Consider the following 23,050-nt stretch of genomic DNA (forward strand, 5'->3'; position numbering starts at 1 on the left):
CGAGATATGACCCTGTCATTTCGGCGGCAGCGGCAGATGTGTATAAGAGACAGGTATACAACTCTTGCTTGTTTCGTATCTAGTTTTCAAGGTACAAGTGACCTTGAATATATGCGGTTGTGGTGGAACGGCAGACACGCCATCTTGAGGGGGTGGTGTCCTATGGACGTGCAGGTTCAAATCCTGTCAACCGCACCATTCCTTATTTGCAGTCGTGGCGGAATTGGCAGACGCGCACGGTTCAGGTCCGTGTGGGCTAACCCCCCGTGGAGGTTCGAGTCCTCTCGACTGCATACCCATCTGTTCCCTTAGCTCAGCTGGATAGAGCGTTTGACTACGAATCAAAAGGCCGGGAGTTCGAATCTCTCAGGGAACGCCACTTTCTTTCTCACTTTCTTGAATTACATAAGCAAAGCCTGCGATAACGGATCGCAGGCTTTTTCTGATTCGTCAAATGAAGCATGGGCAACCTTGCACGACTAACTGATGCCTGAGATGGCTACCATGTGTTGTACATTCTTCTATGCAGCTTCATGTATAACTTTCAAAGGAGTCACGGTATGCTCGGTTACCGAAGATCGTAACCGTTCTGCAACGTATTGAATTAGTTGCATCCTAGATAAACGGCAGCGTCCTAAGGAGCTTGCTGACGCAAGCTCTTAGGACGGAGTAGGTGTTATTCGCTAAGCTCGTTCGTTGCAGCCTGGTCCTCATTGCCTTCCAGCAAAGAAGACAGCTGTTCAACCTGCTGTTTTTCATCAGCCGTTTCTGCATTGGCTTGCGCGGCATTCAGCGCGTGTTCTACAACATTTTGTTCATTGTTTGCCATGGAAATCACCTCCTCTTATCCCTCTATACATAAGTATTCCTCTCAATGAGCAGGTACATGCATTTTTGCAGAAAATGGCACTAAATTGGAAGGGATTTGTTTATTCATTTTCACTTGTTTTTTCTACATAACCTGTATTCGGAATCTGCACCGTTCCGTTCTCTAGTAGAACCACCCCGTCCGAAGTGCCAGCGGCGTATTACGTCACTTAGTTGTTCGCGCGTAATGTCTTGTCCTTGTTTTGTCGTGCTGTTCCTTACGCTGGTTTCTATAGGGTTACGGGCTTTTTTGTCGTTAGTTGGTGATGTCATTCAACGCCCTCCTCTGTGACCAATGAAATATAGAGCGGCATAGCGCTTCTTTGCTCTTCTAATATCTCACAAACTTCCTGCTTTATTCACCTCGGAAATACGTAACGGAACAAACAAAAAACCCAGCCATGCAGGATGGCCGGGCTCAAGATAAGTACAATGATCAGTTAATCAAATGAATATTGGGAGATGCCGCTAAGCCCAAATACAGCAAAAATAAGAATGAGAAATACAATATACAAGACAATAAATATCGCGGCGAGAAGTAACGAAGCCTGAGCGTAATTTTTTTTGTTTGGGTTGGTTCCGTCCCCGAAGGCCCAGACAAACAGCATAATCAAATTCACAAGTGGAATGGCAAGGACAATCAGAGTTACAATCCACTGCTTTACAGTGAGGACAGGGGCTTGATTCGTACCTTCCGGTCCTCGTATGGAGGAATAGGTCTGCTCCATGGTTATGCCTTTCACCTCTTTTCTAATTTCAATTTAAATGTTTATGTTTATTAAACTCCTTGTGGGTTTGTAAGCTTTATAGGACAATATATGGGATTCATTGCTAAGAGAAGGAGGAAAACCCATCCTCGTGAAGAAGATAATTATTTATATAGAAAATATGGATGCGAGGGACAATCATGGTTGAGCCAAGAACCGACTTTCACAATAGTTCCCCTGGTAATGAAGCATTTATGTCAAGCGCATCTACGGGGCAAATGGAGAAGTTATATCAGAATGCGTTTGAATATGCTGCTGTAGGTATGGCCCTCATCGATTTGGAGGGTGCTTGGATCAAGGTGAATTCCGCTTTATGCCGTATAGTCGGTTATACAGAGTGTGAGTTAGTCAATACACCATTAAACAAATTAATTCATCGACAGGATTTACTATACTTAAGAAGAACTCAAAGCAAGCTGATAAGCAGCCGTTGTGATATGTATAATAAAGAAATACGATGCTACCATAAGCAGGGGCATATCGTATGGACCTTGATCTCCGTATCTATTGTAAGGGATGATCAGGGAGCACCTCCCATCATCGTCGCTCAAATTCAAGATATTAGTGAGCGGAAGCAGTTAGAACAAAAATTCAGTTCTTTGATCGAATATAACCCTGCAGGTATCATTTCACTTGACATGAATGGCAAGATAAATGGGCTGAATGAGGCGATGGAGCAAATCATCGGATACAAGTCTACTGAACTGATGCAGCGGCCCTTGAAAACGATTATTGCAGGTGAACCGGAGCACCTTCATATATTTCAGCATGCAACGGATGACAAAGAGCAGTACAACCATGATATCACCGTGGTTCACAAGGAAGGACATCTGATTCAGCTGGGAGCCAAGGATGTTCCTATTATTGTAGACGGTATTATTGTTGGGTTCTATATTATAGCTAGAGATATTACGGAGCAGAAGAAGACGCAGGAAAAGCTCGGAATCATTCAACAAGACCTACGGGACGTCGTGTCGAAGCAGCAAGGAATGACGTATAAGTTCAAAAAAGTGGGTGACCAGTTCATTCATACGTTATGTGACGGGGAATTGGTCTATCGTTTGGGCTATAATCCTGAGCAAATTGTAGGTAAGCACTTAAAAGAAATCACAAAGGATTTGGAGATTATGGAAGCGATTGAGGCTTGTTATGAAAAAGCATGGCAAGGAGACGAAACTGTAACCTATGAAGGGCAAAAAGGGGATATTACCTATCTTATTTATATGAAGCCTGTCAAAAGGAATGGGGAAGTCGTTGAGGTCATTTCATCATGCGTAGATATCTCCGAAAGAAAGAGAACTGAAGAAGCCCTTAGAGCGACCAAGGAAATGCTGGAGTCCTTTATCAATAACATTCCGGATGCAATAGATGTTGTGGATATGGATGGGCATTTGCTGCGGGTCAACCGTGCTTTTGAGAAAATATACGGATACTCTGAACAGGAGGTTATGGTAAATCCGCTGTTGACCACACCGGAAGACAAGATGGATGAAAGAGAATTTTTGCTGCGAAGACTACGGGCGGGCATAATCATTGAAAACTATGAAACGACTCGAATTAAAAAAGATGGCAGTATCCTGTACATTTCAATGACATTATCCCCCATCAAAGATGCAGTGGGTGACATCATTGCATTTGCCGCAATCACGAAGGATATTACTGAGCGGAAAAAGACGGAAGAATTGCTGCGTAAATCGGACAGACTTTCGGTTGTTGGCCAGTTAGCCGCAGGTTTGGCGCATGAAATCAGAAATCCTTTAACGTCTCTTAAGGGCTTTTTACAATTAATGCAAGCGGGAGTGCCTTCACAGGAACGATATTATGAAATCATGATCTCAGAGCTGGATCGCATTAACTTTATTGTGAGTGAATTTCTGATCATTGCCAAGCCTCAAGTTACCCATTATGAAGAAAAATCTTTGCATAAGATTCTGGATACGGTCATTCAATTGATTGAACCTGAGGCCAATATGAAAAACGTTCAAATGAAGGTCTGTATGAGCTTGGAACCCATCGTTGTAAGCTGTTCAGAAATCCAGATGAAGCAAGTGTTCATCAATCTGTTGAAAAATGCAATTGAAGCTATGCCTCACGGCGGGTTTGTCCAAATCGAGGTGTTAAAAGGTCCAACAGACGTTACGATTCGTATAGTTGATACCGGGACAGGCATACCGGAGGAACGTCTTACGCATTTAGGGGAGCCTTTTTACACAACGAAAGAGAAGGGGACGGGGCTCGGTCTGATGATGTGTTATAAAATCATTGAATCGCATCAAGGCAAGATCGAAATCAGAAGCAGGCTGCATGAAGGAACTACTGTGGATATTATCCTGCCTTTTATTGTGAAGTAAAATAACTGCTATGTAGAAGTGTGAATCCATATGATGAAGCATAAATCACGAGGAAAATCTGGGTTGAATGTCTACAGGATGACTTTATTGGTTGTGGGGAAATAGGGGGATTACGACTTTTAAAAAATAGAGGAAGAGCTCAATGCCCAGCTAAAAGCAATCATGGATGCCAAGGGCAACACGTTATCCCAGGTCCTATAGGTTGGCTGCTGCACAAGCCGGCGTTAACCACAGCACAGCTATCGTAGGGTCTTGGGATCCAACATATGAGAGAAAATGTGGAGTTGGTGAATATCGAGCTGACTTCAGAGCTCTTCTCATCTATTTATAGAGTATCATTTCTACTTGCAACCTTGCTGCCTTAATCAAACTAAATGTGTTCTAAAACAATGAAAGCCCTACCTCTCTTTCATCCTTGCGGCTCCGATGACCGCGCCAGTGTGAATCAGTAAACACGACAACAAATTCTTTTGGGTTCATGGGAATTTGAGTAGTTCTCAATGGATGGAGGAGTTTATAAAGTAAACCGGGGCAACACATGAATGAGGTTGCTTGCAAAAGTTCCTTTGATACATTAAATCATCATACCATAAATAAGTGAAGGATGCAATAGTATTCGTCGTGGTTATGGGAACAATGTTGTTTGATCAAACCGTTTCGTATAAGCTATGATAAATTTAATTGAACTGAGGTTGCGTGTTATCTTTCAATAGAGCATGAGCCAAGAGAAGGGACTCTATTTATAACAAATAGAGCTCTTTTCTTGGCTCTTTTTTGTATATACTATACTTAGTACATGATTGAGGTGAATCCGATGCAGGAAGCTGGCCTTCGTATCGAAAGAGTAATCAGTAACAACGTTGTGTTAGTGAAGGAGCAGGGCTAGGAAAAAGAGTATGTTCTGTTGGGCAAAGGGATTGGCTTTACCTCCAAAGCGACCGGTCTCATCGATGCTAAAGATCCGAGAATCGAAAAGCGGTTCCGATTGGACGACCGGGACCAGATGAGTCATTATCAATCGATACTGGAGGATATTGATCCGCAAGTCATTCATATTCCCGAACAGATTATTGAGCAAATCCGCAGTGGCTTTACGGCGCCGATAAATAACAAGGCGTATTTTGTTCTGCCGAGCCATACTCAGTTTGCGATTCATCGCTTGAAAAACAGGATGGAGATTAGTAACCCGTTTCTGTAGAAGCAAAGCGGAAAAGGTGTTGGAGTCGATCGGAGGCTCCGGTAATGTGCATGGTATAGATGCCTGCATTACAAGATTGCGTCTTGTAGTGAAGGATGACCAGGCCATTGACGATAAAGCGCTCAAGGAGCTGGGTGCTGCCGGCGTCATGCGTATGGGGCAGGGAGCGGTTTTCAGGTTATCTTCCCAGTCAGAGCAATGAAAGGATACGCTCCTCAAGCTGATGCACCGAACAGATATATAATTTGTATGGTTGAGACTTCTATCGTGTTTTGATAATTGCATCAAATGGGTAAAATACGTTGGACTTGAAAAGGGAGGTGCTTGGCGTGAGTTATAGAATTGAAAGGGACACTATGGGGGAGATTCAGGTTCCAGCCGATAAGCTGTGGGGGGCGCAAACCCAACGCAGCAGCGAAAATTTCAAAATCGGCGGTGAACGGATGCCGCTGGAGGTCATTCGTACGTTTGCGACATTGAAAAAATCGGCCGCTCTTGTGAACAGCAAGCTGGGCAAGCTGGACAGAGAGAAGGCGGAGGCGATCGTTCTGGCAGCAGACGAGATTCTGGAAGGGCGCTGGGATGACCATTTTCCGTTGGTCGTATGGCAGACGGGTTCCGGGACGCAATCGAATATGAACGTAAACGAAGTGATTGCCCATCGGGGAAACCAGCTGCTGGAGCAGCGGGGAAGTACTGCCCGTATTCATCCCAATGATGATGTGAATCACTCGCAAAGCTCGAATGATACGTTCCCAACTGCTTTACATATTGCCGGCGTGCTGGCTGTGGAGAATCAACTGCTTCCGGCGATAACCAAGCTGAAAGAGACATTGAAGCGGAAAATGGAAGATTTTGCGGACATTGTCAAAATCGGCCGAACGCACCTTCAGGATGCGACGCCGCTTACGCTGGGGCAAGAAATTAGCGGCTGGTGGGCAATGCTTGAGCATACACAGAAAATGATTGAGAACAGCGTACATACGATGAAAGAGCTGGCTATCGGCGGCACCGCTGTAGGAACCGGGCTGAATGCCGATCCGCGCTTCGGAGACTTGGTCGCTGAAGAAATCAGCCGGGAAACTGGTAAAACCTTCATCTCTGCTGCGAACAAATTCCATGCACTGACGAGCCACGACCAATTGGTATTCGTGCACGGGGCGCTGAAGGCTTTGGCAGCGGATTTAATGAAGATAGCCAACGATGTCCGGTGGCTGGCCAGCGGGCCCCGTTGCGGAATTGGCGAGCTCACGATTCCGGAGAATGAGCCGGGCAGCTCGATCATGCCGGGGAAAGTGAATCCGACGCAAAGCGAGGCCATGACCATGGTCGTCTGTCAGGTGATGGGGAATGACGCCGTCATCGGTTTTGCGGCAAGCCAAGGCAATTTTGAGCTGAACGTCTTCAAGCCGGTGCTTATTCATAATTTCCTTCAATCGTGCAGGCTGTTGTCGGATGCGATTCATTCGTTCCATGATCACTGCGCCATAGGCATTGAACCGAACCGGGAAGTTATTGCCCGTTACTTACAGCAATCCCTGATGCTGGTCACAGCCTTAAACCCGCATATTGGCTACGAGAAAGCTGCTAAAATTGCCAAGCAAGCCCATAAAGAAGGGCTTTCGCTTAAGGAAGCGGCGGTGCGCAGCGGATTTTTGACCGAAGAGCAGTTTGATGCTTACGTCCGTCCCGAACAAATGATCGGGCCTAAATAAGTTAACCGTCGACCCGAATGATTTGGTAAAATAAGCTTATCATTCGGATAGACAAGGAGCATAGTAGGAAAATGAATAAACAGCAGGAACTGTTCGATATTTTCGATGCGCAGATGAACCCGATCGGAATTGCGCCGCGTCATGAGGTTCATCGGAAAGGCTATTGGCACCAAACGTTTCAATGCTGGATTGTAAGCTCATTTGCAGATGAGACTGCTATCGGTCCGGACTCAAGTAAACCGGCACTGTTGTTTCAGATGCGGCATCCGGATAAGGATACGTTTCCCGGCTTGCTTGATATTTCCTGTGCAGGGCATTTGCTCGCAGGAGAACAGGTGGAGGATGGGCTTCGGGAGCTGGTTGAGGAGCTTGGGGTTGAGGTGGTCTTCGAGCAGCTGCTGCCTTGCGGGAGCTACCGGGAGGAACAGTACATTTCGCCGAATCTGATAGACCGGGAGCTCTGCCATGTCTTTATACTTCCCAGGGAGCAGGCGTTGAAGGATTACAGGCTTCAAGAGGATGAAGTAACTGGACTTTATCGAATCGGTTTGGCTGATGTACGCCTGCTGGCGCAAGGAAAAGCGGAACACATTGTGGCGGAAGGTGTCGAGACTGATGCCGAAGGGAAGCTGGTTCCTGTCAGGCGAACATTTGGCCAAGCGGATTTTGTACCTCATGCGCCAAGCTACTATGAGCTGGTTCTAAAAGGCGCTGAACGGCTTTTTTTTAAAGAATAGGTCATAGCTTAGCAAAAGGCATATTGATTTCAGCCTGAATATCGGCTATAATCATTCAAAATTGTATCATTTCAGCATCAGGCCAATGATGAGAATCCAACTCGGAGGCGTTTTCGTCAAGAGTCCTTCATGCAGCTGATCCGGCTGCCGTGTACTCCTAAGTTAACCGGGCCCGCCCGTTATTGCGGAACCAAGAGGATCGATCATCTAATGATGTTCGGTCAAGTAGGGTGGCACCGCGAGAAAACGCTCCTCGTCCCATACGGACCAGGGCGTTTTTTGTATTTTTTAACAAAGGAGCGCGGTAGGATGTTGGATATTCATTGGATCAGAGAACATGCGGAAGAGGTACAGCTGGTTGCCGATCAGAAGAAGATCAACGTTTCGGTTCGAGAACTGCTGGACTGGGATGAGCGAAAGCGGCAGCTGCTTCGGGAGACGGAAGCGTTGAGAGCAGCAAATCATGAGGCGTCGCGCAGTGTCCGTTTGTTGCTGGAGCAGGGGAAGGACGAAGAAGCAAGAGGCATCACCCATCAGGTGAAGCAGCTGAAGCTGACACTAGCCGACAAAGAAGCAGAGCTGCAGCATGCAGAGCAGCAATTTCAAGGGCTGATGCTGCTGATGCCCAATCGGGTGTCGGAGGATACACCTGTGGGCAGAAGCGATGCGGACAATGTTGAGATTAAACGTGCGGGGACGGTCCCGGCGTTCGAATACGGCGGCCGTGACCATGTAAGCCTCGGAGAGATGCATGACATTCTGGATATGGCGCGCGGGGTTAAAGTGGCGGGAACTCGCAGCTACGTGTTAAAAGGGGCCGGCGTGACGCTCCATCGGGCTGTCCAGCAGCTTGCGCTGGATGAGCTTATGAAGCGGGGGTATACTCCGTTGGAGGTTCCCCTTATGGTACGGCGGGATGCCTTGCAGCATACGGGCTTTTTCCCTCTGGGGCAGGATCAAATCTATGAGCTGGAAAAGGAGAAGCGCTGGCTTGTAGGCACCTCGGAGGTTCCTTTGATTTCGTGCTTTAGCGGTGAAATCCTTGATTTGAAGGAGCCGATGCGTCTGGCTGCAGCCACAACCTGCTTTCGCAGTGAAGTCGGGTCGGCAGGCAAAGACGTGCGGGGACTGTACAGGGTTCATCAGTTTGCCAAGGTGGAGCAGGTTATTCTTTGTCAGAATGATGCCGAGCTGTCGGAGCAGCTGCTGCAGGAGCTGACGCAGAACGCGGAGCATATTCTGGAGCTGCTGGAGCTGCCGTATCGTGTGATGGCGGTTTGTACGGGGGACATGTCGCAGAAAACCTATAAGCAGTACGATATCGAAACCTGGATGCCCAGCAGACAGGCATACGGGGAGACACATTCGTCGTCGCTGCTGTTGGATTTTCAAGCGCGCCGCGCCCATATTCGTTACTGGAATGCCGACGGAAAGCCGGTATACTGCCACACGTTGAATAACACGGCTGTGGCGACGCCGAGAATACTGATTCCTCTACTGGAAAATCACCAGCAGGAAGATGGCTCGATACGTATTCCAGAGGCACTGCGGCCTTATATGGGCGGCGCTAAGATGCTGGCACAGGGTGCCCTTATTTAAAAAGTGGAGAAGAGGAATGGATATATGTCAACGATCACTTATAGAAAGATGTCGATTGAAGATTATGAGCAAGTATCGGAATTGTGGGCAGGGATTGATGGCCTGGTGCTAAGCGAAGCCGATTCGCAAGAGCAGATTGCTTCGTATTTAACCAGAAACGAAGGGCTGAGCTTTGTCGGGATGGACGGGGATACTGTGATTGCAACGATCCTGTGCGGGCATGACGGCCGAAGAGGGTTTATTTATCACGTAGCCGTAAGCCCTGCGTACCGTGGACGCAAAATCGGCAACCAGCTGGTTGAACGCAGCTTGCAGAGGCTCAAAGCAGAGGGAATCGATAAATGCCATCTGTTTGTATTGGAAGACAATGAGCTTGGAGGTCAGTTCTGGACGGCGGTTGGCTGGAAAAAACGGAGCGGGTTCTTCGTCTATTCGAAGGATCTGTAAGCAGAGAGGTCATTTCAAAAAGCTTTGAACTGCGGGCAATCGCCTGTCAAGTTCAAAGCTTTTTTAGTTGATATGGACGCGGGGCGTGCATGCCAAAGACTATCGGTTTAATTGGTTAACGTAATCCAATACCATTTGCTCCGTAACGTAGGGACGGGTCGGGGAAATGCCGTGCTTGGCATGCTCGTTGATACGTGCTGCAGCCTGATTGATTGCTGTAATGGAGAACGGTTGTCCTGCTTTGCAGGCTTGAACTGCTTCTTCAATTGCATGCTCGCGCTCGGCATCCAATGCCTGGAACACTTCCAGATGGGAGTGCATTTTGCGGGTATGCGCGGTAATAGCTTCGTGAACGCTCATCGATAAAAGCTCCTTTGGGGACATAAAAGTAGTCGTTGGTAGTATGATACTACGTCTGTAGGGTTCGGGCAAGCTTGTACCTGTGAAAAAGCATACGGTGACGATTTTGCAGGAACTAGGCATGTGCCCGACCCAACTGCATATGGTAATCATAAGATGGATATGTGACCACTGCCTAGTTATTATTATCTGAAAATTCAATCATTTCCAGACCGTTCGGAAACGCTGCTGGTTTCGAGCCCGATCAACTCAAGCAACATCCTGCCTAACGCTCGTACCGTGGCGTGACTGCGGATCCCACAAGCGGGGTGAGACCTGATGAAAAGAAGCCAAGAAATGATTCGAAAAATGGAGAAATATGGGGCAAACAACTACTATCCTCTTCCCATCGTTGTCGCGCAAGCCGAAGGCATATGGGTTCGTGATGTTTCAGGTAAACGGTATATGGATATGCTGAGCGGCTATTCGTCCTTGAATCAGGGACACCGCCATCCTAAAATTATTCAGGCCTTGAAGGACCAGGCGGATAAAGTCACGCTAACCTCAAGAGCTTTTCATAATGAACGATTGGGTGATTTGCTGGAGCTTCTGGCCGGACTTACTGGGAAAGAAGCCTTTCTTCCGATGAATACGGGGGCCGAGGCGGTCGAAACAGCCATCAAGATGGCGCGCCGCTGGGCTTACAAGGTCAAAAAGGTGCCGGAGGAGCAGGCCGAGATCATCGTGTGTGACGGTAATTTTCACGGCAGAACGGTAACGATCACCTCCTTCTCCAGCTCACAGGAATACAAGCATCAATTCGGGCCTTTTACTCCGGGCTTCAAATCGATTCCCTACGGAGATTCCGACGCTCTGTTGCAGGCGATTGGGCCACATACCGCTGCTTTTCTCGTGGAGCCAATCCAGGGGGAAGCAGGAATTGTCATCCCGAGGGAAGGTTATTTGCGCGATGCCGCCGATATTTGCAGACAGCATAACGTGCTGCTGCTGATGGACGAAATTCAGACGGGTCTTGGCCGGACCGGCCAATGGTTTGCCGCTGACTGGGAGCAGGTGAACCCGGACGCTTATATATTAGGTAAGGCGCTTGGCGGGGGCGTTCTGCCTATCTCGATGGTTGCGGCGGACCGTAAAATTCTCGATGTGTTCGAGCCGGGGACACATGGCTCCACATTCGGGGGAAATCCGCTTGCTTGTGCGGTAGCCATCGCGTCCTTGAAGGTGCTGCAGGAGGAGGGGCTCGTGAAACGTTCTCAGGAGCAAGGTGAATATTTCCTGAGGCGCTTGAAGGAGGAGCTCCATTCCCCTGTTGTCAAGGAGATCCGTGGAAAGGGACTTTTTATCGGCATCGAGCTGAACCAAGAGGCGCGTCCTTATTGCGAGCGGCTGATGCAGCTGGGATTGCTTACGAAGGAGACCCATCATACTTTGATCCGGCTTGCTCCTCCGCTGATCATTACTCAAGACGAGATGGAATGTGCCGTAAGTAAAATCAAAGCGGTGCTGCATTAACAACAAAGGGGACTGATGTATATGATGCCTTATCGTCCGGAGCCTTTCACAGATTTCAGCAGCCCGGCGAACAGCCGAGAGCTGGCCGAAGCATTAATCGCGGCTCGGGCCCAGCTTGGGCTAACCTACCCGATACGCATCGGAGGCAATGCTATCGATACCGAGGAAGGGATCGTTTCTTTAAATCCGTCTAATAAAAGCGAGACGGTCGGTATCGTAAGCAAGGCCAATCGCGACATGGCAGCGGCAGCGGTAAAGTCGGCGGCTGAAGCGTTCAAGCCGTGGTCAAGGACAACAGCCGAGCATCGGTGCGAGCTGGTGTGGAAGGCCGCTGCGTCCCTGCGGCGCCGCAAGCATGAGTTCAATGCATGGCTGATGCTTGAAGCGGGTAAAAACCGTGTGGAGGCCGATGTAGAGACTGCGGAAGCGATCGACTTCCTGGAGTATTACGCAAGACAAATGCTGGAGCTTCGAGAACGTGGACGCAAGGAGCTGATCCCGCTTCCCGGGGAACGCAACGAGCTCCACTATGTGCCTTTGGGCGTAGGGGTGATCATTCCGCCATGGAATTTCCCGCTGGCTATTCTCGCTGGAATGACGGTGGCTGCTCTCGTCACGGGCAATACGGTCGTATTGAAGCCTTCGAGCCAGACGCCGGTCATTGCTGCGAAGTTTGTATCGTTACTATACGACTGCGGATTCCCGCAGGAAGTCGTTAGCTTCGTGCCGGGAAGCGGCAGCGAGATCGGGGATACCTTGGTGGCGCACCCGCTCACCAGGTTTGTGTCGTTCACGGGCTCCCGCGAAGTTGGCGTGCATATTCAACAGCTGGCCTCCCAGGTGGGAGAGGGACAGCTTTGGCTGAAGCGCTTTGTCGGCGAGCTGGGGGGCAAGGATGCGATTGTCGTTGATAAGGATGCTGACCTGGAGGCGGCGGCCAAAGGGATTGTTGCGTCAGCCTTCGGCTTCTCCGGCCAAAAGTGTTCGGCCTGCTCCCGTGTCATCGCACATCAAGATGTGTATGACGAAGTACTTTCCCGTTGTATTGAACTGACGGACCGATTGAAGGTGGGCGATGCCTCAGAATTTAGCAGTGATATGGGGCCGGTTATCGATGCATCGTCTTACCAGAAAATATTGAATTACATCCAAATTGCCCATCAAGAAGGGCGGGTCGTTACAGGCAGGAAGCCGATCGACTTGCCGGGTTTTTTCATCGAGCCGACGATTGTAGCGGACGTAGCTCCGGGGGCAAGGGTCATGCAGGAGGAAATTTTCGGACCCGTGCTGGCGTTTACCCGCTGCGCTACATTTGAGGAGGGTTTGGAGATTGCCAATAACACCGAATACGGACTGACAGGATCGGTATATACCCGTAACCGGAGTCTTATCGAAAAAGCCAAGGCCGAGTTTCACGTAGGCAACTTATATTTTAACCGCAAATGTACGGGGGCTATGGTCGGAGTACATCCGTTCGGCGGATTCAACATGTCCGGTACGGATTCCAAGGCGGGAGGACCGGATTACTTATTGCTGTTCACGCAGCCGAAGTTGTGCTCGGAGCTTCTCTGAGAAGGAGGCTGATTCATGAAAACAGGTTCCTTATTCCGGCGAGTGTTCCTCAAGATTGCAGCCATGGAGGCTGTCAAATCCCGGTTTGAGCGATACGGGCCGCGTATAGGCGTAAGGCGTTTCATTGCAGCGGATACGTTGGAAGAGGTTGTTCCGCAGGTGAGAACCTTAAACCGCCAAGGATTGGCAGTAACTCTTGATTATTTGGGTGAAAGCATTGTGGATCCTGCATTGGCCGATGCGGCTTCAGATCAAATCATTCGAATGCTGGGGACGATCGCCGAGCATGACCTCAACGCCCATATCTCCATCAAGCTAACGCAGCTTGGGTTTCAAGGTGATCCTTTGAACTGCCTAAAACGAATGGAACGAATCGTGGCAGCGGCCCAGTACTATAACAATTTCGTACGAATCGATATGGAAGACTCCACCTTAACGGACGCGACTTTGGAGCTGTTCCACTCCTTGCTGGAGCGTTGTGGTAAGCAGCATGTAGGTACGGTCATCCAAGCTTATTTGTACCGCTCGCCTCAGGATATGAAGCTTCTCGGAGGCTTGGATGCGAATGTGAGAATCGTGAAGGGAGCGTACCGCGAGCCCGCACACATTGCTTTTCCCCGCAAGCGCGATGTGGATCGTCAGTTTATGGAGCTGGTAAAGCTTCATCTGGCCGGTGGCCATTATACTGCCGTGGCGACACATGACGATGAGCTGATTGCGGAGGTGAAGGCCTACACATCATTGTACGGTATTTCCCGCAGTCAATTTGAATTTCAAATGTTATATGGCATCGGTACTGCGATGCAGCTGCAACTGGTGCAGGAAGGGTACCGTGTGAGGGTATACACGCCTTTCGGCAGACAGTGGTACCCTTATTTCACCCGCAGAATAGCGGAAAGACCGGCAAATTTAGGGTTCGTTCTTCGAGGCTTGCTTAGGAAATAGCTCGACCTTGGTGCAGGGGCAGGTGTGCCGCCAACATCGACGTGCATCATGGGGGGAGGTCATAGGTCTATGAGCATAAGGGAACAGATGATTGATATCATTGGAGTACCCTATGATTTGGGAGCCTCCTGCAAAGGGGGGAGGATGGGACCGGATGCATTTCGTTGTGCAGGTCTCGTAACGAGGTTACGGGAGCTTGGTTGTGATGTCTTGGACCGGGGGGACGTCAAGCTTCCTGCAGCCGGTGAGCCGTATGGGTGGAGCCGTACCGGAGAAGAATCAGTTTCGGGCAGCCCTAAAGCCAGGCATTTGCCCGAAATTGTAAGTTTGAACAAACGGCTGTTCCGTGCGGTTTCCGGTTCTCATCACAATCAGCGGATTCCTCTCGTTCTCGGTGGAGACCACAGCCTTGCAATAGGCTCCGTTGCCGGAACGGCGAGCCAATTAGAGGGGCCGTTGGGTGTCATATGGTTTGATGCGCATGGGGACCTGAACACATTCAAGACCACGCCTTCGGGAAATATTCACGGCATGTCTTTGGCTGCGTCTCTCGGTTATGGCCATCCCATACTAACGAAGCTGAGCGGGCTTCGGCCGAAAGTACGTCCCGAGCATGTAGTGTTAATCGGTGCAAGATCGCTGGATCCTGGTGAGCTGAAGTTGATTCAGCAAACCGGAATCCGGGTGTTTACCATCCGGGAGATTGACCGGATCGGAATGCAGGAGGTGATGCAGCAAGCGCTGGCGATCTCGACGAGGGATACAGCCGGATTGCATCTCAGCTTCGATCTTGATGCACTTGATCCGGCGGATGCGCCTGGCGTAGGGACACCGGTAGCCCATGGAGTCCGGCTGGACGAAGCGATGCTGGCGATGAAATTTATTTACGAAAACGGGAGTTTGCGGAGTGCAGATTTCGTGGAGCTGAATCCGGTGCTTGATTTGCGCAATCGGACAGGAAAGGCCGGCGTAGAGCTCATCTGCACCTTATTCGGCAAATAGTCTCATCTCCTTCAGGGGCAAGCAATCTAGCGTTGAGACAGAGCAACGGCCGGCGATGAAGCGGTCGGATCTGCTGAGGGAGAGGTCTTGGCTGCTGGAGACGGTTGTAATGCTTCTGTAACGGATGGCGTCCATCCGGTTCCTTGCTCTTTATGATACAGTAAGCTGAAGCTGGAGCCATCGTTCGGAATGTTCCGATCGGTGGCTTGAGGCTGGACCGGCACAAACTCGCGGTGATTGTAAAAAAAGGAGCCCGGATAGCAGAATAAGCCTCCAATAAAACAAGCGGTAATGACGAAGAGGACAATGGCCTTCAAAGGTGTCCATTGGATCCGATGCTTCATATAGGTCACCCGTTTCTTGGTTTATATGGTACATAATGTATCACATTAAAAGGCAAATATCCATCCCTCAAACAAAATAAATTCCGCTCGATATGGAGTGAAATCTCCATGATAAAAGGATTTTTAGTATAATTCATGTGATTTATAATTAATGAGATTAACTACAAAAAGACTGACAAATTTTGCGGAAAGTAGCAATTTGTCATTGCGTGTCATTGTTTCTGTATGCAAATTGCGAAACCAATCGGAAGCTCATTTCCTCTATGATATACCAAATAATGGAATTTTGGTTGCGATTATATATTCACCGGAATCAAGGCGTACAATGATTTTTAGGTTATTTTAATCCAAAGGAGTCTGATATGCGGTATCATTTCTATAAAATAAGCCGGATGAAAGGCGGGGTCATATGGTGCAAAGAACCATTGCTATTAGTGATATTCATGGATGTTATGCGGAGTTTAACCGGCTTTTGCAGTCGCTGAGCTATACCCCTGATGAAGATCGGCTTATCCTGCTTGGAGATTATGTTGACCGCGGCCCGAATAGCAGGGAAGTGCTTGATCAGCTGACAGCCATGGCTTGTCATGGGAACGTTGTCATGCTTCGCGGCAATCACGACCAACGGTTTATCGACTGGATGTCGAATGATGATCCTTTAACTCAAGCAAAATTTGTTGAACATGGGGGTTTGGCTACGATTCAAAGCTATTGCGGTGAGGAGTGGTCGTCAATCCGCTGGGATGATGAAAAGGTCTCATTGCTGAAGGAGTGGATTCAAAGCCGTTATGCAGCGCATCTGGACCTGCTGAGTCGGCTGCCCCTTTATTACGAGGATGAGCATCATATTTATGTTCATGCGGGCTTGAATCCGGCTTACCCTCAATGGCAAGAGCAGCCGGAGCGGGATTTCATGTGGATTCGGGCGCCTTTCTATAACCAACCGACCGTTGTATCCAAGGTTGTCGTCTTCGGGCATACGCAAACGATGGAGCTTCATGATCAAAGCAATATTTGGTTCGGTGGCGATAAAATCGGGCTGGACGGAGGCTGTGCGTACGGGTATCAGCTAAATGCTTTGCAAATCCGCGAGCCTTTGGCGTATCAGTCTTTCTGCGTACCTGCCGAGGGGAAAGCGCGAAACGAAAGGGCCGTCGGTTAGCCGTCTTCTGAACGCGCTATACTCCCAAAGATTAAAGTAAGGTGAATAAGTAGCGTAATGGATGCAAAGCGGTCAACGTATCGTGATTCTGCATGCACCCGAAGGGTATTTGGAGCACATTACTCCGTTAATGGAGCCGAATTCAACAAAAAAATCCCGCTCCCGATGCTGCAAGCTGCCGTACCGGGAGGGGATTGTAATGAATGTTTTATAGGGATTGCTTAGGTTTCTGACTCAGCAGCTGAATCAATTGCTCGGGCTGGTTCGTGATGATGCTGTCGACATTCAGGTCTCTCATGGTCTCCATCAGCTTGGGATCATTCACGGTCCATACATAGACCTGCTTATGATGAGCAGAGGCGGAGGAGACAAATTGTTGATCTACCATAGGATAGGCTGCACTAATCACATCATAATCAGGACTCGACATAAACTCTTCCAGTGATGCAGCCGAAGACGGCTTTTTATCTGCAATGAGTCCGGTTTTTATATTCGGGTTTTGTTGCTTCACTTTCCGGAGCAGGGCTTTGTCGAACGAAGTGACGGTACAGTTCTTTTCAAAATGATGCTTCTCCAGTAATTCGACGGTAGCCTCAGCCAGACGCTGCTGGTGGCCGTTATTTTTCAGCTCAATGTTCAGCTTGATCCGGTCGGATGCTGTCTCAATGACTTGCTCCAACGTAGGTACACGCTCATTTTCGAATTGCTGATGGAACCACGCTCCTGCACTTGCCTGCTGCAGCTCGTTGTAGGAGATTTGCCAGACAGGCTTGTCAATGCCGGTCGTTCGCTTGGCTGAGATGTCATGCATCAGTATTGGAATCCCGTCGGAGGTTTCCTGCACATCCAGCTCGGCATACCCTGCACCATCTTCAATGGCTCTGCGAATGGAGCTTAAGGTATTCTCGGGCGCGGATGACGAGCTGCCGCGGTGGGCGGTAACCAGATTGCTATTGTACTTGGAATGATCTATGGCAGGTGTGGCGATGGAGGTAGCCGTTTCGTTCACGGCAGCGGCGTTAGCGGCAAGGAGAAGCGTGAGGGCAAGCAGGAATTTGTGCATCTGGGGTGTCTCCTAAACGTGATGTGATATTCATAGTATTATACGTGGAACCGTTTTCTCCTTCTTTTCTTTTTAAAAATTTTGCGGCTGGATCTGCCCTAATGACGCGTGGATGAATAATGAAGGGATGCGTCGTTTTCTTGCCATGAAATCGTCCTTCCTTTGTGCTATACTCTACATAACAAATGCACTTCATGTGTGACTGGCGTAACGTGGGACACCACGAGGGAGCACATGCATATTACCGCCGTACGCCTGGGCAAAGTATTTGGTCTTCTCATGACCGGATACTTTTTTTGTTTTTATCATCTATCAGGAGGCGAAAAGTATGGGAACATGGCTCAAGAGCCGCGAATTGGCGGATCACATCTCGGAAACGATTATTCGGCGTGTGAATGAATGGAAGCATCAGGGCGTTCAGCCGGCGATCGCCACCATCCTCGTACAAGGGGACCCGGCATCGGAGTATTATGCGAAGGCCAAAGAAAAGCTGGCGCGTAAGCTTGGCGTCCAATACCATCTTATGGTGTTTCCCGCGGAAATTAGCGAGGAGCAGCTGATGGAGATCGTTGAGGTGTTGAATAATGATAAGAACATTCACGGGATCATGCTGGAGCTGCCTATGCCTAAGCATATCAGCGTCAACAAGCTGTCGAACACGATCTCTCCGGTAAAAGATGTGGACGGCATCTCGGCAGTGAACAAATTAGCTTGCCTGACTGGTGAGACAGGGCTGTATCCGGCTACGCCGCAATCCTGCGTCCGTATCCTGCAGCATTACGGTTATCCGCTCCAAGGGAAGCATGTCGTGCTCGTGGGCCGCGGAGAGACGGTGGGACGGCCTCTCATGCAGCTGCTGCTGCGGGAGAATGCGACAGTGACCGTATGTCATTCCCATACGACCGATTTGGCAGGGCATATCGCTAAAGCCGATATTCTGATTACGGCAGCAGGGCGTAAAGGGCTGATCTCTCCAGCGATGGTGCATCCGAGCCTGGTTGTCATTGATGCCGGCATCAATGAAACGGAGGATGGAATTACCGGTGACGTGGATCGGGATGTATTCGAGGCCGTCGAGGCTGTCACGCCGGTACCGGGAGGCGTAGGTACGCTGACGACCGTCTTATTATTCGAAAATGTCTTGAAAGCGATGGAGCTGCAGCATATCACCGGAGGTGAGCCGCATGAGCATATTTGACAAGACGATTCGTTCCTTTCTGGATGAAGCGAGCTCGAAGGCTCCTACACCGGGGGGCGGCAGCGTAGCAGGCTTGTCCGCGGCCCTTGGCGCGTCGATGGGCTCAATGGTAGCGAATTTGTCGATTGGGGCCAAATATGAAGCCGTTCAGGAGCGGATGTCGGAGGCTGTGGCACAGATGCAGAAGGCCATCCGCGGCTTTGAGTCCATTGTGGAGCAGGATATGCTTGCGTTCGGGCAGTATATGGCAGCGTTAGGACTGCCTAAATCTTCGGGCGAAGAGAAAGCGGTGCGCTCCAATGCGATGCAAGCTGCGGCCAAGCGATCGGCGGAAGTTCCGATGAGCTTGATGCGCCAGTGTGTCGAGTGTATGCGAATGCTCGCCGGCATTACAGAGCGAGTGAATAAGAACGTCATCTCGGATCTGGCTATTGCCTTGATTATGCTGGAGGCTGCGGTCCAATCGGCATGGATTACCGTCGAAATGAATTTGCCCGGGCTGAAGGATGAAGCTTTGGCTGATTCTTTTAAAGAAACGGGTTCCGCCCTCGTGCTTCAGAGCCATCAGTTGAAAACGGACGGGCTGCAAGCGATCCGAAGTACGCTGGGCTAGGGAGAGTAGCTGCTGATGAAATATAATTATCAGCATTAATTATTAATTACATTAATTATAATAAAGCGACCCAGGGAAACAAGGGCCACTAAGAACTGGCGGAGATGACGGAATCGTTCTGTAGAAGCGTAAGCGTTCGCCTTTGTCCCCGGATTTTGACTGCTATACGCGGGTTGAAATTGAAACAATCCGGGGACAACAGCGACTGGAAGAATGATCTGTCCATGCAGCTGTAACTTTTAAGTGGCCTCTAAAGAACATTGCATGGAGGTTCTTGGCCTGGGTGTTTTTTTGCCGATGCCGTTTTCACACCTATTTAATGATCAAGACCGGGATGTCGGCATGCTGTACGATATTGTGGCTCACGCTTCCTAGAAATAACTCCTTCGTTTCTGATTGGCCTTTGCTTCCAACGATGATCAAATCGGCACTGATTTCACGGGCGTAATTCAGAATGGTTGAAGCAGGGTTGCCGATCAGTAAAGTTGCTCTGGCATTCGGGATAGCCGACAATTCGATATTCAGCTTGTCCACCAAGGCTTGGGTTCGGTTCAAATATTCCTTCTCGTAATCCTCTGACGGCGTGAAGATGAGCTCGCCGAACATGGCTGCGCGATTGTGGAGGGAATGGACGACTTCCAGTCGCGAGGAGCAGTTTTGTGCAATGCCAATCGCTTTGCTTAGAGCTTTCTTGGATAAATCCGAGCCGTCATATGCCACTATAATTGTTGAGAACATGAAGTAACCATCCTTTCGGGTTCAAATGACCTTCTTTCATTATTATACTAATATTTAGCAATTAAACAAAAACGGTCGTTATACCTTATTCTTTGTCCCCCTCAGAAATTAACCGCTTTTACGTCAGGCCTCTGGCACAAAGCCCACACCCCATCCATATACTGTAGGCGGGAAGGAAAGTCTGCAAACTTTTACTTACGCCTGTAGTCAGGTTTTTGCAGATGCAAAGACGTAAGGGGGTTATGGAATGATAACAAACCAAACACAGCTCTCAGATATGGTAAAAGCCTACTTGCCGCAAGGCGCTGAGCTTGTGATCATCGACAAGCCTGCTCCTCATCCGGCCGTTATTGCAGTTGATCTAAACGGGCAGGGCACCTGGATTGTGGCGGCGGTGTACAAATCAGTAGATGGAAAGCTGCATTTTCGTGTAATGCAAAGAAAAGGGGCTGAGTGGGTCACGGTGTATGACGAAATCGGACCCGGTTACGAGGTGAGTTTGCTGACTGCCGCACCCGTGCTTAATGCAGCTCAGAAAAATCTGGTAGTTGGTTGGCGGGTCGGAGCTATCTGGTCAAGGCTGTCCGTTTATGAATGGACACAAGCGGGCATAAGAGATGCTGCGCCGGACAACATGCTGTACAGTTATTTGGAAATCGAGGATATGCCCGGCACTGCGGGAAAAGATGGGCAGGTGGAGCTAGCCCTCTGGATACATGATACGGGAGAAGCGTTCCGGGTGGAGGTGGTTCGGTGGCAGAACGGCACTTTCGCCCCTGCATCAGACGTCTACCGATATTATTTTCCAAAAGTCGTCCGGTACTATGAGCGTTTAACCCGCCTGCACCCGGACTATACTTTTTACTGGTATTACCTCGCAGATGCACAGCTGAAATCGGGCATGCCCACTGAAGCATTAAACTCGATCCAGCAAGCGATCCGATTAGAGAAGCCGTATCCTTCGAAGGAGACGCTGCTCGCGCTTCAGAAGCAGATCGAGGAAGAGCTCCATCAGCCTCGTTGGCGAAGGAGACCGGACCTGTTCCCCGCCTCGGTCAAAACGTCAAATGACGTGAAGTGGGGATTTATTAACAGCCGCGGCCAAATGGTGCTTCCGCCTCAGTATGAATATGCATACGGCTTTCAGGACAACGGCATGGCTGTCGTACAGGTACATGGGCGATACGGATTGATCGATGCCAAAGGGAACTTCGTCGTGCAGCCCATTTACGATTCTATTAGCTCGTTCTCGGAAGGCCGGGCTGTTGTAATAGATAGTCAAGGATTTAAGCTGATGGATGAATCGGGACGCATCGTTACGCGCAAGCCTTATGCGTATATCTCGACACTGACCAATGGCAGAGCGATGTTCTATGTTATGCCGGAGGGAGGAACCAGTCTGTACGGGTATTTGGACAATCAAGGGAATGAGGTTATTCCGCCGCAATATCTGGAGGCGACCGACTTCAAGCAAAACAAAGCTGTCGTGAAAGTGAAGGATGGGGAATATGGCTTAATTGGTCTGAACGGCCGTCGTCTGGCCACCTATCCTTTGGCTTATGTTGGACCGCTTGGGGACGGGTTGCTTTCATTCCAAAAGGAAACGAACGGGAAGTACGGCTACATTGATGAGAGCGGCAAGGTTGTGATTGCACCGGTTTACACGGTCGCCTTGCCATTTCAGGAAGGAAGGGCAGTCGTCAATATTGCGGAAGATTACAAATCCCGTTACGGACTGATTAATCGGACAGGGGGCTATGTGGTCCAACCGGGCTATAATGAGATTCGCCAGCTAGGCGAGCATCGCGTGGCTTTGGGGAAAGCCATTGATCCCGAGCAGCCTTTTATCGGTTCTATGATGGCTATCGCTGATGACAACGGGAAAATTTTGACTGAATTCCGGTTTCAAGAGGTGGAGGACTATCACAAGGGGTTAGCGTCGGTAAGCGACCGGAAGCAAACGTATTTTATCGATCGGAGCGGCAGGGGGGCTCAAGGGTATCCGAGGGTCAACGGCAGCGGTACCCTTACCTTGGTCGAACCTATCATTCAGGCGAATGTCGATTTGCGCTTATCTTATCTGGATCGGAACGGACGGGTCATTTGGAGGCAAAATACAGTTATCCCGCTGGCGCCGCCCTATAAAGTGAAGGAAGAGAAATATAAACCGAACAAAGACTATTTGGTCTATTATCCGCAGGTGGAAGGGATGGCTAACCCGGGCGCCCAACAGGAAGTCAACAGAAAGCTGATGGTCATGTCGCAGGTGAAGCCGATTCCTGAGAATGAGCAGCTAAGCTATTCCTACACAGGGGATTTCCAGGTCACCTTCTTCAAAAAGGACCTGCTCGTGCTGGAGCTCAGCGGCTACAATTTCCCGTTCGGCGCTGCGCACGGTATGCCAACGAAGCATTATGCGCACATTAACCTTATAACTGGAGAAATGTATACGCTGGGCGATTTGTTCAAGACCGGAAGCAACTATGTTGCTGTGCTGAGCGAAATCGTCGGTAGACAAATCAAGGAGGATCCGCAGTATTCCTATGTATTCCCAGACACGTATAAAGGCATTCGCGCCGATCAGCCTTTTTATGTGACCGAGAACGCGCTGCATCTGTATTTCGAGCCCTACGAGATCGCTCCTTATGTGGCCGGCTTCCCGACCTTCACCATACCATTCCGTGAAATCATGAATATTATTGCGGTCGATAAGAGCTTTTGGAGGTCATTTCACTAACTTTTCTTGAAAATTCTCACGGGTTTCTTTGAATTTCTCATGAGTTCGCGAATCGACCTTCTCATGCTCATCGCCTTCAAGTAAGATGTGTTTGATTGCAATAAGAATGGAGAGGGGGATTCG

General features: G+C 49.3%; 20 protein-coding genes, 3 tRNA genes, 1 pseudogene and 1 riboswitch. Of the genes and pseudogenes, 18 read left to right on the top strand and 6 right to left on the bottom strand.

Translation table 11 applies throughout. The features are described from left to right. Positions 1 to 113: 113 nt before the first annotated feature. From CF651_RS14190 to CF651_RS14200, 3 genes are all read left to right on the top strand, one after another. Positions 114 to 198: transfer RNA gene (locus CF651_RS14190), tRNA-Leu, on the top strand. 10 nt (positions 199 to 208) lie between these two features. After that, positions 209 to 293: transfer RNA gene (locus CF651_RS14195), tRNA-Leu, on the top strand. A gap of 9 nt (positions 294 to 302) precedes the next feature. After that, a tRNA-Arg gene (locus CF651_RS14200) sits at positions 303 to 379 on the top strand. A 297-nt stretch (positions 380 to 676) separates the two neighbouring features. Here CF651_RS14200 and CF651_RS32270 read toward each other — a convergent pair. Continuing rightward, positions 677 to 829 carry a hypothetical protein gene (locus CF651_RS32270; RefSeq protein WP_179232813.1) on the bottom strand — a complete coding sequence of 51 codons (153 nt, stop codon included), beginning with the start codon at positions 827 to 829 and terminating at the stop codon, positions 677 to 679. A gap of 478 nt (positions 830 to 1,307) precedes the next feature. Next, positions 1,308 to 1,595: a hypothetical protein gene (locus CF651_RS14210; protein WP_094015532.1), complete on the bottom strand. Its 288-nt coding sequence runs from the start codon at positions 1,593 to 1,595 to the stop codon at positions 1,308 to 1,310. Positions 1,596 to 1,852: 257 nt separating this feature from the next. Here CF651_RS14210 and CF651_RS14215 point away from each other — a divergent pair, with 257 nt between their 5' ends. The 7 genes and pseudogenes from CF651_RS14215 (at position 1,853) to CF651_RS14245 (ending at position 9,681) form a co-directional block, all read left to right on the top strand. Continuing rightward, positions 1,853 to 3,985 (top strand): PAS domain S-box protein, encoded by a 2,133-nt coding sequence (locus tag CF651_RS14215; protein ID WP_281254474.1) that lies wholly within the window; start codon positions 1,853 to 1,855, stop codon positions 3,983 to 3,985. Positions 3,986 to 4,886: 901 nt separating this feature from the next. Continuing rightward, the gene (locus CF651_RS14220) at positions 4,887 to 5,183 is read left to right on the top strand and encodes a PRD domain-containing protein (protein WP_281254475.1); all 297 of its coding nucleotides are present in this window, start codon (positions 4,887 to 4,889) and stop codon (positions 5,181 to 5,183) included. Further along, positions 5,182 to 5,385 (top strand): annotated as a pseudogene (locus CF651_RS14225) (PTS sugar transporter subunit IIB); the annotation flags it as partial. The gene CF651_RS14220 and the pseudogene CF651_RS14225, both read left to right, overlap by 2 nt. Before the next feature lie 127 nt (positions 5,386 to 5,512). Then, entirely contained in the window at positions 5,513 to 6,898 is a 1,386-nt protein-coding gene (gene fumC, locus CF651_RS14230) for a class II fumarate hydratase (protein ID WP_094015534.1), read from the top strand. Between the two features lie 71 nt (positions 6,899 to 6,969). After that, positions 6,970 to 7,635: an NUDIX hydrolase gene (locus tag CF651_RS14235; protein WP_094015535.1), complete on the top strand. Its 666-nt coding sequence runs from the start codon at positions 6,970 to 6,972 to the stop codon at positions 7,633 to 7,635. Between the two features lie 309 nt (positions 7,636 to 7,944). Further along, positions 7,945 to 9,234, top strand: a complete 1,290-nt coding sequence (gene serS / locus CF651_RS14240) for a serine--tRNA ligase (protein ID WP_094015536.1) — start codon at positions 7,945 to 7,947, stop codon at positions 9,232 to 9,234. Between the two features lie 24 nt (positions 9,235 to 9,258). Next, positions 9,259 to 9,681, top strand: a complete 423-nt coding sequence (locus tag CF651_RS14245) for a GNAT family N-acetyltransferase (RefSeq protein ID WP_094015537.1) — start codon at positions 9,259 to 9,261, stop codon at positions 9,679 to 9,681. Between the two features lie 99 nt (positions 9,682 to 9,780). Here CF651_RS14245 and CF651_RS14250 read toward each other — a convergent pair whose 3' ends face one another. Further along, positions 9,781 to 10,041, bottom strand: coding sequence for a DUF2533 family protein (locus CF651_RS14250; protein WP_094015538.1), 261 nt, complete (start codon positions 10,039 to 10,041; stop codon positions 9,781 to 9,783). 318 nt (positions 10,042 to 10,359) lie between these two features. Between CF651_RS14250 and CF651_RS14255 the strand changes: the two genes are divergently transcribed. The 4 genes from CF651_RS14255 (at position 10,360) to rocF (ending at position 15,072) form a co-directional block, all read left to right on the top strand. After that, complete coding sequence (locus CF651_RS14255) at positions 10,360 to 11,553, top strand: ornithine--oxo-acid transaminase (protein ID WP_094015539.1); 1,194 nt, start codon at positions 10,360 to 10,362, stop codon at positions 11,551 to 11,553. 21 nt (positions 11,554 to 11,574) lie between these two features. Further along, the gene (pruA, locus tag CF651_RS14260; protein WP_094015540.1) at positions 11,575 to 13,125 is read left to right on the top strand and encodes an L-glutamate gamma-semialdehyde dehydrogenase; all 1,551 of its coding nucleotides are present in this window, start codon (positions 11,575 to 11,577) and stop codon (positions 13,123 to 13,125) included. Positions 13,126 to 13,140: 15 nt separating this feature from the next. Continuing rightward, positions 13,141 to 14,070, top strand: coding sequence for a proline dehydrogenase family protein (locus CF651_RS14265; protein WP_094015541.1), 930 nt, complete (start codon positions 13,141 to 13,143; stop codon positions 14,068 to 14,070). A gap of 69 nt (positions 14,071 to 14,139) precedes the next feature. Further along, the gene (gene rocF, locus CF651_RS14270; RefSeq protein ID WP_094015542.1) at positions 14,140 to 15,072 is read left to right on the top strand and encodes an arginase; all 933 of its coding nucleotides are present in this window, start codon (positions 14,140 to 14,142) and stop codon (positions 15,070 to 15,072) included. 26 nt (positions 15,073 to 15,098) lie between these two features. Here the strand turns inward: rocF and CF651_RS14275 are convergent, their stop codons facing one another. Next, positions 15,099 to 15,416 (bottom strand): hypothetical protein, encoded by a 318-nt coding sequence (locus CF651_RS14275; RefSeq protein WP_094015543.1) that lies wholly within the window; start codon positions 15,414 to 15,416, stop codon positions 15,099 to 15,101. 409 nt (positions 15,417 to 15,825) lie between these two features. On the opposite strand from CF651_RS14275, the gene CF651_RS14280 reads away from it, so the two are divergent. Then, positions 15,826 to 16,578, top strand: coding sequence for a metallophosphoesterase family protein (locus CF651_RS14280; protein WP_342746578.1), 753 nt, complete (start codon positions 15,826 to 15,828; stop codon positions 16,576 to 16,578). A 208-nt stretch (positions 16,579 to 16,786) separates the two neighbouring features. Here the strand turns inward: CF651_RS14280 and CF651_RS14285 are convergent, their stop codons facing one another. Further along, positions 16,787 to 17,641 carry a glycerophosphodiester phosphodiesterase gene (locus CF651_RS14285; RefSeq protein WP_094015544.1) on the bottom strand — a complete coding sequence of 285 codons (855 nt, stop codon included), beginning with the start codon at positions 17,639 to 17,641 and terminating at the stop codon, positions 16,787 to 16,789. Positions 17,642 to 17,829: 188 nt separating this feature from the next. Continuing rightward, positions 17,830 to 17,909, top strand: a riboswitch (ZMP/ZTP riboswitch). A gap of 60 nt (positions 17,910 to 17,969) precedes the next feature. Here CF651_RS14285 and CF651_RS14290 point away from each other — a divergent pair. Next, on the top strand, positions 17,970 to 18,839 hold the full coding sequence (locus CF651_RS14290) for a bifunctional 5,10-methylenetetrahydrofolate dehydrogenase/5,10-methenyltetrahydrofolate cyclohydrolase (RefSeq protein ID WP_094015545.1): 870 nt from the start codon (positions 17,970 to 17,972) through the stop codon (positions 18,837 to 18,839). Then, on the top strand, positions 18,826 to 19,452 hold the full coding sequence (locus CF651_RS14295) for a cyclodeaminase/cyclohydrolase family protein (RefSeq protein ID WP_094015546.1): 627 nt from the start codon (positions 18,826 to 18,828) through the stop codon (positions 19,450 to 19,452). Before CF651_RS14290 ends, CF651_RS14295 begins: the two co-directional genes overlap by 14 nt. A gap of 312 nt (positions 19,453 to 19,764) precedes the next feature. Here CF651_RS14295 and CF651_RS14300 read toward each other — a convergent pair whose 3' ends face one another. Further along, complete coding sequence (locus CF651_RS14300; protein WP_094015547.1) at positions 19,765 to 20,190, bottom strand: universal stress protein; 426 nt, start codon at positions 20,188 to 20,190, stop codon at positions 19,765 to 19,767. Positions 20,191 to 20,437: 247 nt separating this feature from the next. Here CF651_RS14300 and CF651_RS14305 point away from each other — a divergent pair, with 247 nt between their 5' ends. After that, a complete protein-coding gene (locus CF651_RS14305) occupies positions 20,438 to 22,927 on the top strand; it encodes a WG repeat-containing protein (RefSeq protein WP_094015548.1) in 2,490 nt (829 codons plus the stop codon). Positions 22,928 to 23,050: the final 123 nt, after the last annotated feature.

Source organism: Paenibacillus rigui (assembly GCF_002234615.1).
Lineage (GTDB): Bacteria > Bacillota > Bacilli > Paenibacillales > NBRC-103111 > Paenibacillus_S > Paenibacillus_S rigui.

Bases quoted from the DNA above. Each gene is read 5' to 3' on its own strand.
- CF651_RS32270 (WP_179232813.1), bottom strand. From the start codon at position 829: ATGGCAAACAATGAACAAAATGTTGTAGAACACGCGCTGAATGCCGCG.
- CF651_RS14210 (WP_094015532.1), bottom strand. From the start codon at position 1,595: ATGGAGCAGACCTATTCCTCCATACGAGGACCGGAAGGTACGAATCAA.
- CF651_RS14215 (WP_281254474.1), top strand. From the start codon at position 1,853: ATGGAGAAGTTATATCAGAATGCGTTTGAATATGCTGCTGTAGGTATG.
- CF651_RS14235 (WP_094015535.1), top strand. From the start codon at position 6,970: ATGAATAAACAGCAGGAACTGTTCGATATTTTCGATGCGCAGATGAAC.
- serS (WP_094015536.1), top strand. From the start codon at position 7,945: ATGTTGGATATTCATTGGATCAGAGAACATGCGGAAGAGGTACAGCTG.
- CF651_RS14245 (WP_094015537.1), top strand. From the start codon at position 9,259: ATGTCAACGATCACTTATAGAAAGATGTCGATTGAAGATTATGAGCAA.
- CF651_RS14250 (WP_094015538.1), bottom strand. From the start codon at position 10,041: ATGAGCGTTCACGAAGCTATTACCGCGCATACCCGCAAAATGCACTCC.
- CF651_RS14255 (WP_094015539.1), top strand. From the start codon at position 10,360: ATGAAAAGAAGCCAAGAAATGATTCGAAAAATGGAGAAATATGGGGCA.
- pruA (WP_094015540.1), top strand. From the start codon at position 11,575: ATGATGCCTTATCGTCCGGAGCCTTTCACAGATTTCAGCAGCCCGGCG.
- CF651_RS14265 (WP_094015541.1), top strand. From the start codon at position 13,141: ATGAAAACAGGTTCCTTATTCCGGCGAGTGTTCCTCAAGATTGCAGCC.
- rocF (WP_094015542.1), top strand. From the start codon at position 14,140: ATGAGCATAAGGGAACAGATGATTGATATCATTGGAGTACCCTATGAT.
- CF651_RS14275 (WP_094015543.1), bottom strand. From the start codon at position 15,416: ATGAAGCATCGGATCCAATGGACACCTTTGAAGGCCATTGTCCTCTTC.
- CF651_RS14280 (WP_342746578.1), top strand. From the start codon at position 15,826: ATGGTGCAAAGAACCATTGCTATTAGTGATATTCATGGATGTTATGCG.
- CF651_RS14285 (WP_094015544.1), bottom strand. From the start codon at position 17,641: ATGCACAAATTCCTGCTTGCCCTCACGCTTCTCCTTGCCGCTAACGCC.
- CF651_RS14290 (WP_094015545.1), top strand. From the start codon at position 17,970: ATGGGAACATGGCTCAAGAGCCGCGAATTGGCGGATCACATCTCGGAA.
- CF651_RS14295 (WP_094015546.1), top strand. From the start codon at position 18,826: ATGAGCATATTTGACAAGACGATTCGTTCCTTTCTGGATGAAGCGAGC.
- CF651_RS14300 (WP_094015547.1), bottom strand. From the start codon at position 20,190: ATGTTCTCAACAATTATAGTGGCATATGACGGCTCGGATTTATCCAAG.
- CF651_RS14305 (WP_094015548.1), top strand. From the start codon at position 20,438: ATGATAACAAACCAAACACAGCTCTCAGATATGGTAAAAGCCTACTTG.